Source organism: Actinophytocola sp. (genome assembly GCF_035634895.1).
Taxonomy (GTDB): Bacteria; Actinomycetota; Actinomycetes; order Mycobacteriales; family Pseudonocardiaceae; genus Actinophytocola.
Map to the genome: position 1 here is coordinate 50,632 of NZ_DASQCC010000243.1, position 17,248 is coordinate 67,879.

Annotated in this window: 16 protein-coding genes; 10 read left to right on the top strand and 6 right to left on the bottom strand. The window is 70.1% G+C overall.

The features are described 5' to 3' along the window. Window positions 1-371 precede the first annotated feature (371 nt). Window positions 372-1,469 carry a hypothetical protein gene (locus tag VET29_RS38060; RefSeq protein WP_324930172.1) on the top strand — a complete coding sequence of 366 codons (1,098 nt, stop codon included), beginning with the start codon at window positions 372-374 and terminating at the stop codon, window positions 1,467-1,469. A gap of 26 nt (window positions 1,470-1,495) precedes the next feature. On the opposite strand, the gene VET29_RS38065 is transcribed toward VET29_RS38060, so the two are convergent. Genes VET29_RS38065 through VET29_RS38075 form a run of 3 tightly spaced genes read right to left on the bottom strand, consistent with a single transcriptional unit; the run spans window position 1,496 to window position 4,901 of the window. After that, the gene (locus VET29_RS38065) at window positions 1,496-2,854 is read right to left on the bottom strand and encodes an aldehyde dehydrogenase family protein (protein ID WP_324930175.1); all 1,359 of its coding nucleotides are present in this window, start codon (window positions 2,852-2,854) and stop codon (window positions 1,496-1,498) included. Window positions 2,855-2,910: 56 nt separating this feature from the next. Beyond that, a complete protein-coding gene (locus tag VET29_RS38070; protein ID WP_324930178.1) occupies window positions 2,911-4,011 on the bottom strand; it encodes a 3-dehydroquinate synthase II in 1,101 nt (366 codons plus the stop codon). After that, complete coding sequence (locus tag VET29_RS38075) at window positions 4,008-4,901, bottom strand: 2-amino-3,7-dideoxy-D-threo-hept-6-ulosonate synthase (RefSeq protein ID WP_324930180.1); 894 nt, start codon at window positions 4,899-4,901, stop codon at window positions 4,008-4,010. Before VET29_RS38075 ends, VET29_RS38070 begins: the two co-directional genes overlap by 4 nt. 649 nt (window positions 4,902-5,550) lie before the next feature. On the opposite strand from VET29_RS38075, the gene VET29_RS38080 reads away from it, so the two are divergent. Then, the gene (locus VET29_RS38080) at window positions 5,551-6,690 is read left to right on the top strand and encodes a magnesium and cobalt transport protein CorA (protein WP_324930182.1); all 1,140 of its coding nucleotides are present in this window, start codon (window positions 5,551-5,553) and stop codon (window positions 6,688-6,690) included. Between the two features lies 1 nt (window position 6,691). Here VET29_RS38080 and VET29_RS38085 read toward each other — a convergent pair whose 3' ends face one another. Then, a complete protein-coding gene (locus VET29_RS38085) occupies window positions 6,692-7,432 on the bottom strand; it encodes an SDR family NAD(P)-dependent oxidoreductase (RefSeq protein ID WP_324930185.1) in 741 nt (246 codons plus the stop codon). Between the two features lie 86 nt (window positions 7,433-7,518). Here VET29_RS38085 and VET29_RS38090 point away from each other — a divergent pair, with 86 nt between their 5' ends. The 5 genes from VET29_RS38090 to VET29_RS38110 all read left to right on the top strand — a co-directional run bounded on the left by VET29_RS38090 (window position 7,519) and on the right by VET29_RS38110 (window position 12,702). Further along, the gene (locus VET29_RS38090; protein ID WP_324930188.1) at window positions 7,519-8,355 is read left to right on the top strand and encodes a helix-turn-helix transcriptional regulator; all 837 of its coding nucleotides are present in this window, start codon (window positions 7,519-7,521) and stop codon (window positions 8,353-8,355) included. A gap of 77 nt (window positions 8,356-8,432) precedes the next feature. Beyond that, window positions 8,433-8,951 carry a SigE family RNA polymerase sigma factor gene (locus tag VET29_RS38095; protein ID WP_324930190.1) on the top strand — a complete coding sequence of 173 codons (519 nt, stop codon included), beginning with the start codon at window positions 8,433-8,435 and terminating at the stop codon, window positions 8,949-8,951. After that, window positions 8,948-10,069: a hypothetical protein gene (locus VET29_RS38100; protein WP_324930192.1), complete on the top strand. Its 1,122-nt coding sequence runs from the start codon at window positions 8,948-8,950 to the stop codon at window positions 10,067-10,069. The genes VET29_RS38095 and VET29_RS38100 overlap by 4 nt, the downstream gene beginning before the upstream one ends. A 250-nt stretch (window positions 10,070-10,319) precedes the next feature. Continuing rightward, window positions 10,320-11,480: a hypothetical protein gene (locus tag VET29_RS38105; RefSeq protein WP_324930195.1), complete on the top strand. Its 1,161-nt coding sequence runs from the start codon at window positions 10,320-10,322 to the stop codon at window positions 11,478-11,480. A gap of 37 nt (window positions 11,481-11,517) precedes the next feature. Next, complete coding sequence (locus VET29_RS38110) at window positions 11,518-12,702, top strand: hypothetical protein (RefSeq protein WP_324930198.1); 1,185 nt, start codon at window positions 11,518-11,520, stop codon at window positions 12,700-12,702. Here VET29_RS38110 and VET29_RS38115 read toward each other — a convergent pair. Further along, the gene (locus VET29_RS38115; protein ID WP_324930202.1) at window positions 12,689-13,933 is read right to left on the bottom strand and encodes a hypothetical protein; all 1,245 of its coding nucleotides are present in this window, start codon (window positions 13,931-13,933) and stop codon (window positions 12,689-12,691) included. The genes VET29_RS38110 and VET29_RS38115 overlap by 14 nt on opposite strands. Window positions 13,934-14,208: 275 nt before the next feature. After that, window positions 14,209-14,808: a TetR family transcriptional regulator gene (locus VET29_RS38120; protein WP_324930205.1), complete on the bottom strand. Its 600-nt coding sequence runs from the start codon at window positions 14,806-14,808 to the stop codon at window positions 14,209-14,211. 101 nt (window positions 14,809-14,909) lie between these two features. Here VET29_RS38120 and VET29_RS38125 point away from each other — a divergent pair, with 101 nt between their 5' ends. The 3 genes from VET29_RS38125 to VET29_RS38135 form a co-directional block, all read left to right on the top strand. Then, window positions 14,910-16,079 carry an FAD-dependent oxidoreductase gene (locus VET29_RS38125; RefSeq protein ID WP_324930208.1) on the top strand — a complete coding sequence of 390 codons (1,170 nt, stop codon included), beginning with the start codon at window positions 14,910-14,912 and terminating at the stop codon, window positions 16,077-16,079. Between the two features lie 11 nt (window positions 16,080-16,090). Next, window positions 16,091-16,708 (top strand): DUF3159 domain-containing protein, encoded by a 618-nt coding sequence (locus VET29_RS38130; protein WP_324930211.1) that lies wholly within the window; start codon window positions 16,091-16,093, stop codon window positions 16,706-16,708. After that, a partial coding sequence (locus tag VET29_RS38135) for a hypothetical protein (protein WP_324930214.1) occupies window positions 16,705-17,248 on the top strand: 544 nt, incomplete at its 3' end. The genes VET29_RS38130 and VET29_RS38135, both read left to right, overlap by 4 nt.

The window sequence follows — 17,248 nt, forward strand, 5'->3', positions numbered from 1 at the left end:
CACCATCCCGGGCATCCTCAGCAATTAGAGGGCGAGGCCCGGGGTGATTCACCTCCAAAACGACTTCATGACGAAATCGCCCACAACGAGTCGGCCCTCCCCTCCGCGGACTCACCGTCGGGCTCCCCCCATAGTCGAACAAACGTTCGAGCTGATGTCAAGGCGTGACCGGGTGACCTGAGCCGGCGATGCGGGTTCGAGGCCGCGGCAGGCGGCGGGACCGGAACGGGAGCCGCGGCGGCGGGCGGCGGCCGAACACACCGCGATCCTCAATTCGATCGAACCGTAACCGTTTCAGCCCCGTACACGACACACAACGACGGCAACGTCGACCGTGGGGGTGCGAAATGATTCTGCCCGAACGTGCCAGCATGAGGCGAAGGTTGCTGCGTTGGCGCACGGCGAAGCCGTTGCGCGACGATTCCCGGTTACGCAGCCGGCTGCCCGAGTACGACGAGCTTTCCCGGGCACATCGGCCGATATTCGAACGGCTCAACACGATTTATGTCGAGGCGCGGCTGTACCTGCACCGGCAGGACAGGAACGACTGCCAGAAGATCATCGTCGATGCGGTCGGCGCGGCACTCGGGGCGACCGACACGGCGAAGACGGCGGACATCGTCACCGCGGCCGAGGATCGTGCACGGGCGTTTCTCCAGGAGCGCGCGGAATGGCAGACCCATTGGGGTGGCAGGTCGCGGATCACGCCGTTGCGTGAGGACTCACTCGTGCACGACGGCCGGCTCAGTACCCTCTGGAAGACATACCCGGGGCCCGTCGGGGAGCTGAACAAGGCCTATCTGGAGGCGCAGCTCTACCTGCGCGGCCGGGATCTGGACACCTGTCTGGAAATGATTCGCAGCACCATCCACGTGGCGGAGGACAAACCGGAGAACACGCAGCAGATGCTCGAAAAGGAGGCGGGCAGGGTCAAGCGCTTCCTGAACGAACGCGCCGAGCAGACCGCGCGCAGGCTTTACGCGACCGGCCTGTACCTCGGGGTCGCCATCAGCGCGGTGGTGCTCACCGCGGTCGCACTGATAGCGATTGCCGTCATCCGCCTGTTCCTTTCCCTGCGCGGTGACAACCAGGAGATTCCGTCCGAGACATTGTCGGCATTGCGGGACGTGCTGGTGTGTATCGGTGGCGGCGCCGCGGGCGCGGTGGTCAGCACGATCCTGCGGGTGAGCAACACGGACAGGATCGACTACCGGGTCGTCACCCTGCGGACCGCGGCGTTCCGCATCGTCCTCGGCTGGCTGTTCGCCGCCGCGCTGCTCTTCCTCATCGACGGAAGCATCGTCACGGTGTTCAACGTGCCGGACGACGACACCGGTGTGAAGGCCTTCTTCTTCTGGGGCGGCGTCGGTTTCCTCGGTGGCTTCAACGAGGTGTGGGCAAGGAACCTGGTCACCCGGTCGGGCTCGGCTCCCGACCCCGGCGGCGCGAAGACCCAACAGCTGAGCTGAGCGGGGTGCCGGCCCGGCACCCCGCCTCAGTCGCGGATGACACCCTTGCTGCGCATGAGGAACTCGCCAAGGTAGCCGTCGTGGGGGACGCCCGGGGCCATGAGGTACGTCGGGTGGTCGCCGATGTAGAGGTTGCGGATGGTCGGTTCGGCCATGAGCTCGTCGAGGAGACCCTCGTCCTCGGTGACCGCGGTCAGCACGAGAGTGTCCCGCAGCGGCGCGACGCCGGCCTCGCGCGTCCACGGCACCACCCACACGCACGGGAAACCCAGCTCGACCCGCGCCTGTGCCGCGGACGGGTCGGCCAGCTCGAACACCGCGGGCCGCAGCAGCGCGCCGCCGGTGCTCAGCTCGTCGACCACCCCGTCACCGCCGAGGTGCGCCCGCGCGCCGGACGCCTTCGCCAGCAGGTAGCTCTCCATGACCCGTGCCGTCGCCAGCGGGTACACCGGAAGCACCGCCTTGTCGTCCTCCGGTGGCAGGCTGGGGATCGCCGCCAGCCGCTCGGCGATGGCCGCAGCGGCCGGGCCCGGGTCGCCCTGGACGAACACGGCCGTCGTGTTGACGCAGGCCGTGCCGCCCTGTGCGCTCACCGAGTCGACGATCAGGTCGACGTGGTCCCGCCAGTCGCCCGTGACCAGGATCTTCGAGCGGCCCGGTCCGTTCGGCAGGATCGTGGGGTCGGCCGCGTACTTGTCGATGACCTCCTGGCCGCCGTACACCATGCCGAGGTCGGCCCTCCGCAGGATCTCGTCGGCCACGCCGTGGTCGGTCGGCAGCAGCACCACCTGGTCGTCGCCGAACCCGCACGCACGCAGCGCCGACACCAGCCGGTACGGCGTCAGCGGCTCCCGCCTGGACGGCCGCACGGCGACCCGGTAGCCGGCCGCGACCGCCTCCAGCCACTCCGCGTGCACCCCGGGGTGGTTGCCGGCGGCATGCACCGCGAACACCTCACCGCGCCGGATCCAGCCCGCCGCGCCCCGCCCGGTCCTCGGGTCACGCCAGTCGTTCACCGCGCCGACCGGACGGGCCGCCTGCAGGTTGTCGTACGCGCTCGCGGCACGCAGCGCGATGCTCTCCGCGGCGGCCCGCACGACCGGCATCGGCATGCCGGACATGCGGCTGACCGTGTGCCGGTACTCGGCCGCCGTCATCCCGTCGACCTCACCGGTCGCGAACGCCTCGCCCGCCTCCATGAGGGCGGTCACCCGCTTGTCCAGGGGCAGCGGGCGGACCTTGCGCAGCGTGGCCATGGCACGCGTGACGAACAGCGGCGGCACCAGGCTGAGCTCGGCGAGCGGCCCACCGGCCACGTCGGTGATCGTCAGGCGGTTCCGTGTGCGATAGGAACCGTTGGGCCCCAACGCGTCCAGGGCGATCATCGCCGGTCGCCCCCGGTGACGGTCATCTGTGGAACCTCATCTTCGTGGCGATGCCGTCACTTCTCCAGACAGAACTCGTTGATGGGGTAGCCGACGTGCCGGTCCGCCGAGGGCAGGTAGCCGAGCACCGTGTCGCCCGGCTTGAGCTCGGTGCTGTTGAGCACCACGCCGCCGGGGCCGAGAACCCTTACGTGCCAGTCGTCCTGCAGGATCAGGTTCACCGAGACGCCGCCCGGCGCCACGGCGTCGATGGAGATGAGCGGCCGGCTCTCGATCTTGACCCGGCCCACGGTGACGACCCTGGTCCGGCCCTTCACGTCGACCGCTGTCACCTTGCTGCCGGACTTCAGCTCGCTGAGGTAGTTGGTCCGCTCGTTCTCGCCGAGGGTGTAGGAGTGGATGGCGCCCGCGTTCACCCGGAACGGCCGGGTGGGCATGTACGGCAGCGGGTGGGTCTCGCTGACGCACAGGACCATGCCCTTGGAGTGCGAGCCGACCAGAATGCCTTCGTCCTCACGGAAGTACGTGCACGTGTCGACGCACGCGCGTTCACCCATGCCGACGTGGGTCGTGGCCGTGACGGTGAGCTCCACCAGCTCCAGGTCCACGCTGTCCACGACGGAGGCGGCCTTCAGCGCGGTGGCGTCGCCGACGGCGCCCGGCGCGAGCATGACGCCGTCGGAGCCGTGCTCCAGCACGCCGAAGATGATCTCCGCCTCCTGCACGTCCTGCGCGACGGTGAACAGGCTGCCGGTCGCCCCCGCCGCGGCGGCGATCACGATCTCCAGCGGGATCTTCGTCGGATCCCGGAACAGAAGCAGGGTCCACGGGCTGTGCCGGGCGGACTCGCAGGCCTCTTCCAGCGTGGCCGGGTCCTTGACCTCCACGAACCGGCCGAACTCGACGTCGGGGTGTGCCGCGGCCAAGCCTGCGGGCTCGCCGTGCTCGGCGGGCACGACGATGACGACGTCGACCTGGCCGAGGTCCTCGGGCAGGCTGGTGCCCTGCGGGAACAGCACCTTCTTGATGGTGGGCGGAAGCCCCTCGAAGTCGGCGACGTTGTCGGACACCACTCCGTCCACCCGTTGGTGCAGCGCCTCCTCGATCACGGCCGACTTGGCGTCGGACGCGCGGACGTCGACCCAGGTGAGCTTCATAGCGGTGATCCTTCTCTTGCCGCACGCGGTGGTGCGGCGGTTCCGTACTGGATTCTGATGGTCTCGGTCGGCCAGCTGGCGAACTCGGCGGGCGCCGGCGGCACGAGATCACCATGCACGCGCTCCGCGAGCAGGCGGGTCAGCTCCCCCGGGTTCGCGTCCTCGAAGATGTTGCGCCCCACGGCCAAACCCGCCGCGCCGCCGAGCAGCACCTCGTCGACGAACTCCATGAGGCCTTCCCGGTCACCCGCTCGCGGTCCACCGGCGGCCAGGACCGGAACCGGTGCGGCGGCGGTGATCTCCCGCATTTCGGTGGCGGAGCCGACGTAGTAGGTCTTGACCAGGTCCGCGCCCAGCTCCACCGCCAGGGTCACGGCGTGCGCGACCATTCCGGGATCCGTCGGGGTGGCGATCTCGGGACCGCGCGGGTACATCATCGCCAGAATGGGAATGTTCCAGCGGTCGCACGACTCCGCGACGACCGCCAGGTCGCCGATCTGCCGCGCCTCCTCGCGCGAGCCGACGTTCACGTGGACGCTGACCGCGTCGGCCCCGAGCCGCAGGGCCTCCTCCACCGTCCCGACGAGCACCTTTCCGTCGGGATCGGGAGCGTGTACGGTGCTGGCACTCAGATGGACGATGAGCGACAGCTGCTTGAACCAGGCTGGATCGACGAATCGGATATTTCCCTTGTGCAGCACCACCGCGTCGGCGCCGTTGACCGCGAGCTGGCCGACCAGGGTGTTGAGCCCTTTTCCACCGCCAGGAATGGGACCAACCGTCAAAGAATGATCCAGCGGCACGATCATCGTGCGCTGCGGGTTGTTTCGAAATAGTCGATTGAGCCTTAACCTACGCGCGTTTGACACGCCATAGAATGGCTTTCTCATTAAGTCCTCTCATGCGCCGGCAGTTCGCAGGATTCTCGGTTTTTTCCCAACAACTTCCACGGGAGCCAAGCGCGCAGGCGCCATCGTAGCGGCACCACCTTCCCCGGGCAACCCACAGATCTTGCCCGGCGAAACGGGTGTCACAGCGCGCGGACCAGCGGATATGTGCCATCTCCGGACACGATGGTTTTTCGCAATGCGGACGTTCCCACATCCGGGAACTTTCCGGCTCCACGGTGACACCGCACACAGCCACTCACGCAACGCACAAAATTGAAAGTTAAATACTCCATTGGGAGGCAGGACTTCGTCCACCAGACCGAACACGGGCCTTTCGCCTTACCACCTGTCCGACCACCCGCGCCACCACAGCACGTGGGGAAATCGAGGGTTTGCCGACCACCGCCACGACCACCGCCGGAGAACACCCCCGCGCCAACCGTTTCCGCACCTCCGCCGGCGAAGCCGCGGGTAGCGGGATCCGGAATGTCCTCCGCGACGCCGTGCATCGTCCTGACCGCCGCGAACCGCGGGTGTCCCGGCTGGCACAGTCCGATCCAGACAAATCCAGCGCCGGGCCCGGTCCGCCGGGCACACGGCCAGCATGAACACGCCCGGCGTGGAAAAGTAGCCGTGGAGGTGAGCAGACATGCCCGACAGCCGGCTCCGTTTCCTGCGGCCACGCCGCTCCCCCGTCGGCGACCAGCAGGAGCCGGCGGCGCCGGAGCGGTCCATGAGCACGCACCCCAACCTGGCACCGGTGCCACCCGAGGCCAGCGTGGTCGACAGCGCCGTCTACCGGGACGGGAAGCGGATCGCCTCACCCGCGACGCTGGCCGAGGCGCTGCGCAGCCTCCCCGACGAGGCGAGCATGGCCTGGATCGGTCTGTACCGGCCGGCGGAGGAGCAGCTGCTGACGCTGGCCGAGCAGTTCGGGCTGCACGAGCTGGCGGTCGAGGACGCGATCGTCGCCCACCAGCGACCGAAGCTGGAGCGCTACGGCGACACGCTGTTCGCGGTGCTGCGGGCCGCCCGCTACGTCGACGAGACCGAGGAGGTCGACTTCGGCGAGCTGCACGTGTTCCTCGGGCCGGGTTTCGTGCTCACCGTGCGGCACAGCGAGGCCCCGGACCTGGCCGCGGTGCGCACCCGCATGGAGGGCGACACCGACCTGCTGCGCCTCGGTCCGGAGGCCGTGCTGTACGCCGTGCTGGACGCGGTCGTCGACGGTTACGCCCCGGTCATCGCCGGGCTGCAGAACGACATCGACGAGATCGAGACCGAGGTGTTCGGCGGCGACCCGAAGGTGTCCCGCCGCATCTACGAGCTGTCCCGCGAGGTGATCGAGTTCCAGCGCGCCACCCACCCGCTGCTCGGCGTGCTCGCCTCGCTGGAGGCCGGGTTCACGAAGTACCGCACCGACGAGGAGCTGCAACGGAAGCTGCGGGACGTCACCGACCACCTCACGACCGTCACCGAGCGGGTCGACGACTTCCGCCTGCTGCTCTCCAACATCCTCGCCGTGAACGCGACCCTGGTCACCCAGGCCCAGAACGAGGAGATGAAGCACCTCACCGAGGCCAGCTACGACCAGAACGAGGAGATCAAGAAGGTCTCCGCGTGGGCGGCCATCCTGTTCGCCCCCACGCTCATCGGCACCGTCTACGGGATGAACTTCGACCACATCCCGGAGCTGCACTGGCTCCTGGGCTATCCGTTCGCGATCACGCTCATGCTGTGCACCTGCTTCGGCCTCTACCACATCTTCAAGCGCCGCGGCTGGCTGTGAGTCAGACCGCGGTGCCGCCGGTGACCGGCAGCACGACGCCCGTCACGAACGAGGCGCGGTCGCTGAGCAGCCAGGCGGCCGCCTGGGCGATCTCCTCCGGCTGGGCGGCCCGGCCGAGCGGGGTGCCCGCGACGATCCGGTCGATCACGCCGGGGTCGTGCCGGTTCCAGTCCTCGACCATCTCGGTCATGGTGAGACCCGGCGCGATGGCGTTGACGCGGATGCCGTCCTTCGCGTAGGTCACGGCCGCGGACTCGGTGAGGCTGTTGACGGCGCGCTTGGCCGCGCCGTACGCGGGCAGCGCCGGGTTCCCCATGAGGCTGCCGACGCTGCTGGTGTTGACGATGGCGCCGCCGTTGCCGGCCATGGCCTTCACCTCGGCCGACACGGCGTAGAAGACGCCCTTGAGGTTGACCCGCAGGACGAGGTCGAAGTCGTCCTCGGGGAAGTCCGCGACCGGATGCGGCGGCACCCCGACCGCGCCGTTGTTGAACGCGATGTCGAGCCGGCCGTGCCGCTCGACGACGGTGGCCACGGCGCGTTCGATGCTCGCGACGTCACCGAGGTCGGCGACCACGTAGGACGCGCCGGGCAGGTCGTCGGCGATGGCCTTGAGCGCGCTCTCGGTGCGTGCGGTGAGGACGACGGTGGCGCCTTCCTCGGTGAACAGGCGCGCCGCGGCGGCGCCGATGCCACGGCTGGCGCCGGTGACGAGTGCGATCTTGTCAGTGAGCATTCCCATGCCTCGACCATGCGTCCTGGCCGCGGCCCCCTGACAGGCCCTGGCGATACCTGGCTGGGCGGCGCCGGGAGGGTCATGCTGGAGGTGTGGACAAGCACGAGCTCGGCCGGTTCCTGCGACTGCACCGGGAGCGGCTGGCGCCGGCCGCAGTGGGGCTCCCGGCGGACGGACCGCGTCGCACGCCGGGACTGCGGCGTGAGGAGGTGGCGCACCTGGCGCACATCTCGACGCAGTACTACACGCGGTTGGAGCAGGCCAGGGGGCCGCACCCGTCACGGCACGTGCTGGCGGCGATCGGGCGTGCGCTGCGGCTCAACGACGCCGAGCGTGCCCACATGTACACGCTGGGTGGTCAGCCGGTGGAGCCGCCGGGCCCGTCGACGGACGTGCCGGACCGCATCCTGGACCTGATCGAGCGAATGCCGGACACGGCGGCGGTGGTGCTGGACGCGAAGTACGACGTGCTGGCGTGGAACCCGCTGGCGGCGGCGCTGCTGGAGGACTTCTCGGCGCAGCCGAGGCGGGAACGCAACATGATCCGCCGCTATTTCCTGCACCCGGACAGTCCCCGCCGGCACTACGGCATCACCGACGACGGCGACTTCGGCCGGTTCGCGGCGGGGCACCTGCGTGCGACCGCGGCCCGGTACCCGCACGATCCCGCCACCCAGGAGCTGGTCCGGGAGCTGATGCGGCGGAGTCCCGAGTTCGCGGCGCTGTGGCCGAGCTCGGAGGTCTCGGACGAGCGCCACCTGACGAAGACGATCGACCACCCGCAGCTGGGCCCGCTCACGTTGATGTGCGACATCCTGACGGTGCCGGAACGCGACCAGCAGGTGGTCCTGTTCACCGCCGCACCGGACACCCCGGCCCACGAGGCCCTGCGCCTGCTCTCCGTGATCGGCCTCCAACAGCTGACCTGACATCTCCGTCCTTCCCGTGCAACCTGGGCGTCCGCCGGCACATTAGCGGTGTGGAGTCCCCAAGGACGGGAGAGACTGTGTACGAGCGCGACCGCGACTTCGCCGACTACGTGACGGCGCGGCTGCCGTGGCTGCGACAGGTCGCCTACCTGCTGACCCAGGACTGGCACCACGCCGACGACGTCGTGCAGACGGCGATCATGCGGCTTTACAAGCACTGGCCGCGCATCTCACGGATGGAGAACCCGGACGGCTACGCCCGCACGGTGCTGGTGCGCACGTTCATCAGCGAGCGCCGCCGGTGGGGGTCGCGTGTCCAGCTGACGGCCGACCCGCCGGACACCCCGGCCAGAACGCCGGACCAGGCCAGCCAGGTCGCGGTGCGCACGGCGCTGGCCGTGGTCGCACCGCGGCAGCGGGCGACGCTCGTGCTGCGGTACTACTGCGACCTGACCGTCGACCAGGTGGCCGAGGTCCTGCGCTGCTCCCCGGGAACCGTCAAGAGCCAGACCGCCCGTGGCCTGAACGCGTTGCGACGCATTCTGGCCGACACACCGTCGCCGGCCGCGCCGGCCGTGGAGAGGAGCCGTTCATGAAGGACCTGGATGTCCGCACCCTGTTGGCGGACCTGGCCGACACGCCACCGCCACCGTCCCGGGTGGACGTGGCGCACGCGATGACCATGGCCCGTCGCCGGTCCCGAGCCAGGACGTGGACGTCGGTCGCGGCGTCGGTCCTCGTCGCCGGCGTGGCCGCCGGCGTCACCTATGCCGTCATCGAGCGCCCACCACCCGCCACGCCGGCCGCGGCCGTGCCGGCGACGGACGCGCCGGCACGGTTCGACCCGCTGACCCGCTACGCGTCCTTCGGCTGGCTGCCGGCGCAACCCCAACTCACCTGGCAGAACACGTCGATCACCACCGAAAGGGTCGACCTGAGCGCGACGGAGCACGTGCCGGGCTCCCTCGACCGGCCCGTGCCCGTGGTGAACGTCAGCGTGCGGCTCTACGCCGCCGGGGCCGTCCCGCTGACCGAACGGCCGGCGGAGGCCCAGTCACCCGACGGCAAGACGACCGTGGAGTACGGCCCGGTGACCGAGGCACCCGCCGTCGACGGCGCGCCCGCGTACTGGGTGGGCGTGCCCGGCGAGCCCGCGAAGGTCGTCCTGAAGTGGCGCTACGCCACCGGCGGCTGGGCCGAGCTGTCCGCGGACGGCCTCACCGGCGACGTCCGCGCGACCATGCGACGGATCGCCGGCGCACTACGTGTCGGCGGCACGGAACGGATCCGGTTCCCGTTCCATCTCACCGGCCTGTCCCCGGCACTGCGGGCGACGTCCAGCCAGTCGACGCGGAACGGACCCGACGAGCCGTGGTCCACGATCCTCGACCTGAACACCCAGGCGGACGGGAAGGGCCCGAGCCTGAGCGTGGTCGTCCGCCCGGCCAACCCCGCCGAAGCCCACGATCCCAACACCACCGTCGGCGGCCACCCCGCCCGCCGGGAACAGGTCCAGGCCGATCACCTCGGCGTGCCCGAGTACGCCGACCGCCTGTTCGTCGACGACGTCGACGGTCTCCAGATCAGCATCCTCATCGAGGCGGGCACGGCCGCCGCCGCGGAACCCCTCGCCCCGGACGGGGTGCTGGGCGTCTACCCGGCACTCACGCTCCACCCCGACCTCGCCGGCTGGACCGACCGACCGCTGCGCTGAGGCGGTCACACCCGAAAACCGTCGGCCGCCGGCAGAATTCTGCCGGCGGCCGACGGTTTCCCCGGGTTTTCGGGCGCGGGCATTCCCGAAAACGAACTCACGGCACAACGTGCATATTGTTGCCAGCTCTTCGCGCTTGCGGGAAATACCGCCGACCCCTACACTGAATTCTTTGTTGCTCCGCCGCCCGGACCATGCGGCCGCCGCGGTGGGAGGTCCACACCAGATGAGAACACACAGGCTTGTCCTGTTGGTCGCAGCTGTCACCATCTCGGCGACCGTCGCCGCGCCGGTCGCGAACGCGATGCCGGGAACCATGGTGCTGCGCGGGCCTTCCGGCGCCAGCGGAACCCAGGCGACGGACATCAACAACACGTACACGGTGATCGGCACGTACGACTGGACCACGCCGGTGCGCTGGGATTCCATCGGCAGGATCACCACATTGCCCGCCCCGCCCGGACCCTCCGCGACATTCTCCATGCGCGAGATCACCGACAGTGGATTCATCATCGGCAACAGTTATCGCAACGAGGGCAGCAGCCTCAGCAGTGCGTTGCTGTGGGATCCCCAGGGAAATCTGGTCACCCTGCAACATCTTCCAGAAATGCCGCAAACGTACGGCACGGACGTCAACGAGTCCGGAACCGTGGTCGGTTTCGCCACCGCCACGGACGGCGGGCAGCACGCCGTCCGCTGGGACCCCCAGGGCCGGGTCACCGAACTGCCGATGCTTCGGGGCGGAGCCTTCAGCTACGCCGCCGCCGTCAACGACCAGGGCCTCGTGGCCGGCCACTCCGACGTGGTCGTCAGCGACACGCACTTCACCCACGCGGTGACGTGGGACGCCGCTGACCGGCGCCTGGACCTGGGCGGCCCGATCAGCGCCGTCGACAGCCAGGCCACCGTGGTCAACAACGCGGGGACGGTCGCCGGTGTCCGGGGCACCGACGCGGTCAGGTGGAACCGGCTGGGGCGCGCCTCCGTGCTCCAACTCCGTGGCCTGCCCACCGCGATGAACGACGACGGCGTGGTCGTCGGCCACACGGTCGACCCGAACCTCACTGAGCAGCAACCAATCCGTTGGGACCAGCAGGGACACGGCATTCAGCTCAGCGGCCTCGGGTACCCGACCCGGGCGAACGCGATCAACCGCGCCGGCGTCATCGTCGGCACCTCGGAAGCCCACTCGGTCCATCCTGGCTCCTGGGCCTATGCCCGTGCCGCCCGATGGGACCCGGCGGGGAACGTCACCGATCTCGGCAATCTCGCCGGTTCGCTCAACATGGCCAACGGCATCAACGACAAGGGCGCCATCTGCGGCTGGTCGGGCGAGATCTCCGGCCCGGTGTACGCGGTCGTCTGGAACCGGTGGAGCCACACCAGCCAGCCACTTCGGCACACACGGTGAAGTCGTGTCCGTGCCCGGATCCACTGAGGACAGGTCGATGAACAGTCGAAGATCTGGTGTCCTGGCGGCCGTCGCGGTCGTCCTGCTGGCCGGTGCCGCCCCCGCGGAGGCCGCGCCGCCGGCGAGCCGGCGGTTCACCGCGGCGACGGACGCGTCGAGGTACGTCGCGGTGACACCGCGGCGGGTGCTGGACACCAGAACCTCCGGGGGTGCCGTGGGCCCGGGCGCCACGGTCACGGTGGACCTGTCGGGGCAGACGCCCGCCGGCGCGGTGGCGGTGGTGCTGAACGTGACCGGGACAGCCCCGACGGCCGTCACGTACGTGACGGTCTACCCCTCGAACGAGCCGCTGCCCGAGGCGTCCAACCTGAACCTGGCACCCGGCCAGACCAGGGCGAACGCGGCGACCGTCGCGTTGAGCCCGGACCGACACGTGACCCTGTACAACCGCGCGGGCGACACGCACCTGGTCGCCGACCTCGCCGGCTATTACGCCACCGACCAGGGCTCCGGGTTCACCGCCCAGGCTCCGGTCCGGGTACTGGACACCCGGACCGGCCCACCGGTCGGTCCCGGCGGCGTGGTCGACGTGAACCTGCACCTGACGGCGTCGGGCCTGCCCACGGCCGCGGTCCTCAACGTGACCGCGGTGGGCGCGACGACGAACACCGTCGTGACGGCCTACCCCACCGGCCAGCCGGTGCCGTCCACGTCGAACCTGAACCTGGGGCCCAACGAGGCCGTGCCGAACCAGGTCACGGTGGCGCTCAACGCCAACCGGCGGGTGAGCCTGTTCAACAAGAACGGCAACGTGCACCTCGTCGCGGACCTGGTCGGCTACTACCGCACGGGACTGGGCAGCGAGTTCGTCGCCGTGTCCCCGATCCGGGCGATGGACACCCGGGTGGACGGCTCGGGGCCGCGGCCGGGCGCCAGCGGCATCTCGCTCACCGGCTGGGGTCCGGACATCGACGCCGTGGCGGCCAACCTGACCGGCACCGACCCGACCACGTTGCAGTACGTGGTGGCCTGGCCGGGCGGCAGCCCGAGACCGACCGCGTCGACCCTGAACCTCGCCCGCGGCCAGACCGCCGCGAACGCGGTCACCGTCGGGATCGGCTACGACCCCGCCCGTGCGGACCACACCGTGAACTTCCTCAACAGCGGCGGTCACGTCGACCTCATCTTCGACGTCGCCGGCTTCTTCGTCACCGCCGGCTGAGGACGGTCAGCCCCGCTGGCCACCGGATGCCGGCCCGAGTCCGCTGCCCGGCGGCGCGAAGCAGTTCGGCGAGACGTTCACCGACGGCGGAGACGCTGGGCGTCGGTTCGCGGTCGAAGAAAGCCTTCTTGTGCCGGCGGAGCAGCTTCTCACCGTCCTGTGCCCAGGTGAAGCCGGGTTTGCGCAGCAGGGCACGGAAAACCGGGTCGGCACCGTCGGGGTGGCGCTGGACGAGCCGGCGGATCGCCAGTGGCGAGACCGACTCGTCGTTCAGGTACTCACGCAGCAGCGCGAGGTTCGTGCGGTCGCGGGCTGGCCTCGGGTTGGCGAACAGGTCGTCCAGGTGCCCGAAGTCGCGGTACTGGTTGAGCCCTTCGACCTCGTCGTAGACCAGGGCGATGTTGTCGGCGGCGAGCATGTCCTCGGGCAGCCGCGGTTCGGGTGCGGGACCGACCTTCGCGGCTCGCCCGGCGTCGAGACCGGCCAGTGCCCGCTGCCGCTGGCGGCGGAAGTGCTCGCGCAGTGTCTCCTGGGCCTCGAGCGGTGGCAGCACGGTGATGTCGGCGCCGACCTGGTCAATGAAGTCGGCGCGGTGCGCGGCCTGGATCTCCCGGGCTTTCTGTAGCACGGCGGGGTTGCGGCGGAGCAGTTCCGGATGGGTGGTGAGCTGGTGCGCGGCGGCCTCGGCAAGCTGCCGCCTGGCTGATTTGGGATAGGGCGTGTAGGCCCCGGTCACCATCCAGACGTCGGTGGCGGGGTGCAGCGGCACGATCCGCCCGACGACGAACATGCCCACCCGGACGGTGGCGAACCCCGTCCGGCCCATGTTGGAGTAGACGCGGTAGACGAGGTCGTCGATCAGGTTGTGCAACAGGACGGCGTCACCGTCGAACCGGCGGACCTCGAAGCAGCTTTCCACGACGTCGTGCCAGCCGAGCAGCATCTCCCGCTCGTGGTCGGCCAGCGGCGGCCGCCGCTGGCCGACGAACCGTTCGAGCACCGTAGGCCCGTCGGACAGGCGACGCTGCAACATGAAGTAGTCCATCACCTGGATCGTGGTGCCTTCGTCGAGAAAGCCGTCGTCCTCAGCGGCTTCGAAAAGCACCGCGTCCAGCCGCCGCGCGAAGCGAGGCCCTTGCGCGAACGCCACCAGTTCGCCTTTGAGTTCGGCGGCGCGTTCAAGCAGGTCGTCGATCGACATGTCGTTGACGGTCGTGGTCCTCGTGGCCATGTGGATGAACCCTATTGACTGCTGTGGAGGGCAGGCGCGATGGCTCCACTGTGTGCCGCGTGGCCGATCTTCCCGCGATGACGGCACCTCTCGCCGTGCGCGGCTCGCGGGCGGACGTCACACGGCACCGGCGCACGGCGAACCGATTCGTGAACGACAACCCCCTCATCGGCGTTGAGGCCGACGCCTTCATCACGCCAGCTCCCTCACCCCTGCGCCCGATCCACACGCCCTCAGCCATCTCGGACTCCACGACCGTGCTCCTCCGGCCACGTTCACGACGACGCCAGCTGTCCGGTGAGGCACTGCTGCACCAGCGGACCGAACCGGACCACCAGTTCGTCCACGGACGCGGAGGCGATCGGCTCGATGCGCACGATGTAGCGCGCCACCGCGAGACCGAGGATCTGGACGTTCACCATGCCGGCCCGCAGCGCGGCGTCCTGCGTGTCGAGCAGTGCCGCCAGCCGGGCGGTGATCTCCCGGTCGATGAACTCACGGAGCAACGCTTCGGACGGGTCGTGGGTGGCGGCTGACCGGGTCAGTGTCACCAGTGGCGTCTGGCCGGACCTGTCCAGGCTGTCCACCAGGGTGCGGACGATCCGTTCGCCCATGCCGTCGAGATCGCCCGTGAAGATCGACTCGACCGTGGACGGGAGGTGCGCGGGCATCTCCAGGGCCGTGGTGAACAGGCCCTGCTTGGTACCGAAGAAGTAGAACACCATGGCCGGGTCGACCCCCGCACGAGCGGCGACCGCGCGCACGGTGGTGCCGGCGTAACCGTGCTCGTGGAACAGCGCACGGGCCGTCTCCAGGATCCGTTGCCTGCTCTCCGCGCCGGACCGCCAGCGGCCGGGACGACCATGTTCTGCCATGACCGGCGCAGTCTAGCGGACATTCTTCATCGGTGGGTGGAGTTTGCCGTCGACCATCCGTACAGTGTTCTTCATCAACCGATGAAGAAAGGTGGTTCCGGATGCGCGTGATCGTGGTCGGCGCCGGTCTCGGCGGCCTGACGCTGGCTCAGGGGTTACGTCAGGCGGGAATCGAGGTCGCGGTGTACGAGCAGGACCGTCCACGCGCGCGACGGCAGGGCATCAGCCTCCACGTCGACGACCGGGGAATGACGGCGCTGCGTGCCTGCCTGCCACCGGGGCACCTCGCGATGGCGGAGGCCGCCATGGGCGGACCACGTGAGCGAGCTCTCGCTTTGTCCGAAATGGACGGACAGCTCGCGGTGATGGGTGCCCGCCCGCTCGACGGCACGCCGACGTGGCCCGGCCGGCAGGCACACCGGCCGCTGCTGCGGGCCGTGTTGCTGACCGGGCTGGCGGACGCGGTGCGGTTCGGGGCGCGGTGCACGCGGTTCGAGCAGCGCAGCGACGGGACCGTCCGCGCGTGGTTCTCCGACGGCAGCGCGGACACCGCCGACGTACTGGTCGGCGCCGACGGCGTCGGGTCGGTGGTGCGCGGTCAGTACCTGCCGCACGTGCGGGTGGCCGACACGGGCAGGCGCATGCTGATGGGCGCGACGCCGCTGCGTGCGATAGCCGGCACCGGTCTGCCCGCGCTGATCGGTCACAGCCCCGCCAGCCTCCGGAGCGACGACACGATGATGGCGCTGGGCGTGCTGCGGTTCCCCCAGGAGCCGAGCGCCGCGCGGGCGCGGTGGCTGCCCGCCATGGACGAACGCGCCGCCGCCGAGGTCGAGGAGTACGTGATGTGGGCGTTGGCGGCCACACAGGAGCAGCTCTCCTCGGCCGCGTCGCCCACCGCGGTGTGGCACCGGGCCGAGCGGTTGGCCACGAACCTGCATCCCGTGCTGCGCCTGGTCGTCGCCGCGGCGTGGCCGTACGCCACGGTCGCGCTGCGGATCGGGACGATCCCGGCCATGCCGGCGTGGCCCGCCAGCGCGGTGACCCTGCTCGGCGACGCCATCCACCCCGCGCCCGGCTTCGGTGGCAACCTGGCGATGCGCGACGCGCACCGCCTCCGCGACGCCCTGGTCCGGGCCGCCCGGGGCGAGCAGGAACTGCATGCCGCGATCGGCTCCTATGAGGACACGATGCGCCGCGACAGCTTCCCCGCCCGCCCCACGTCGACACCAGCGCTCGACCGGACCGCCGCCGGAACCGGTGCCGCGTGAACATCGCCGCGTTGAGCCAGAAACCGCCCTCCCTGTTCACCGCGATGGGCGGTTGGCACACGCTCGCCGAGGTCATCGCCTCCCGGGCGTTGTTCCTCATCGCCTACCTGCTCACCGATCGGGTCCTGACCTCCGCACTGGTCGCCGTCGTCGGTGTGCTGGTGTTCGCGGTGATCCGGGTGTTCACCCGCCGCCAGTACTGGCAGGCCGCCGGCGGGCTGGCCGTCGTGGCGGTGTCCACGGCGCTGGCCGGCAGCACGGGGCACGGCGTCGACTTCTACGTCCTGGGAGTCGTGGTCAACGTCGTCGCGGCAACGGTGTTCGGGGCGTCCATGCTCCTCCGGTGGCCACTGATCGGGCTGGTCGTCACGGCAGCGCGCCGAGAACGCGCCGGCTGGCGCCGGAACCATGTTCAGCGACGGCGCTACAACCTGTGCACGGCGGTGTTTTTCGCGAAGTTCTGCTTCGCCACCGCGGTGATGGTGCCGCTGTACCTGACCGGACAGGTGGTCGCGCTGGGGATCGCCGACACGCTGCTGACCATTCCGGGAATCGGCGTCTGCGGCTACGTGAGCTGGCGGATCCTCCGCTGGCCGGACGACCGGTTCGAGAGCGCGGTGCCCCGGTGACCCGGTGGGGCATCCGGACCGACCCGGTGGCCCCCGGCACCGGCGGCCCGGCGGGCAACGCGCGGCTGACCGCGTGGACGGGACTGGTGCTGCTGGTCCTCTTCCTGGCCGAGTTGGTGTCGGTGTTCGACATCGAAGGCCTCATCGACTGGCACGTCGCGGTCGGTGTGCTGCTGGTGCCGCCGGTTCTGCTCAAGACCGCGACCACCGGGTGGCGCGTCGTCCGCTACTACACGAACCAGCCGGCCTACCGCCGCGCCGGTCCCCCGCCGATGCCGCTGCGGCTGCTGGGCCCGCTGGTCGTCCTGTTCACCCTGGCCCTGCTCGGATCGGGGTTCGTGCTCGTCGCCGTCGACTCCCCGCTGGTGACCGTGGCCGGCCTGCATGTCGACGCCCTCCTCGTCCACAAGATCGCGACCGGCGGCTGGTCGGTGGTCACCCTGCTGCACCTGCTGGGCCGGCTCACGCCCGCGCTGCGGACAGTCCGCGCCGCGACCCCCGTCCCCGGCCGGCTCGATGTTGCCCGCCTGGTTACCCGGC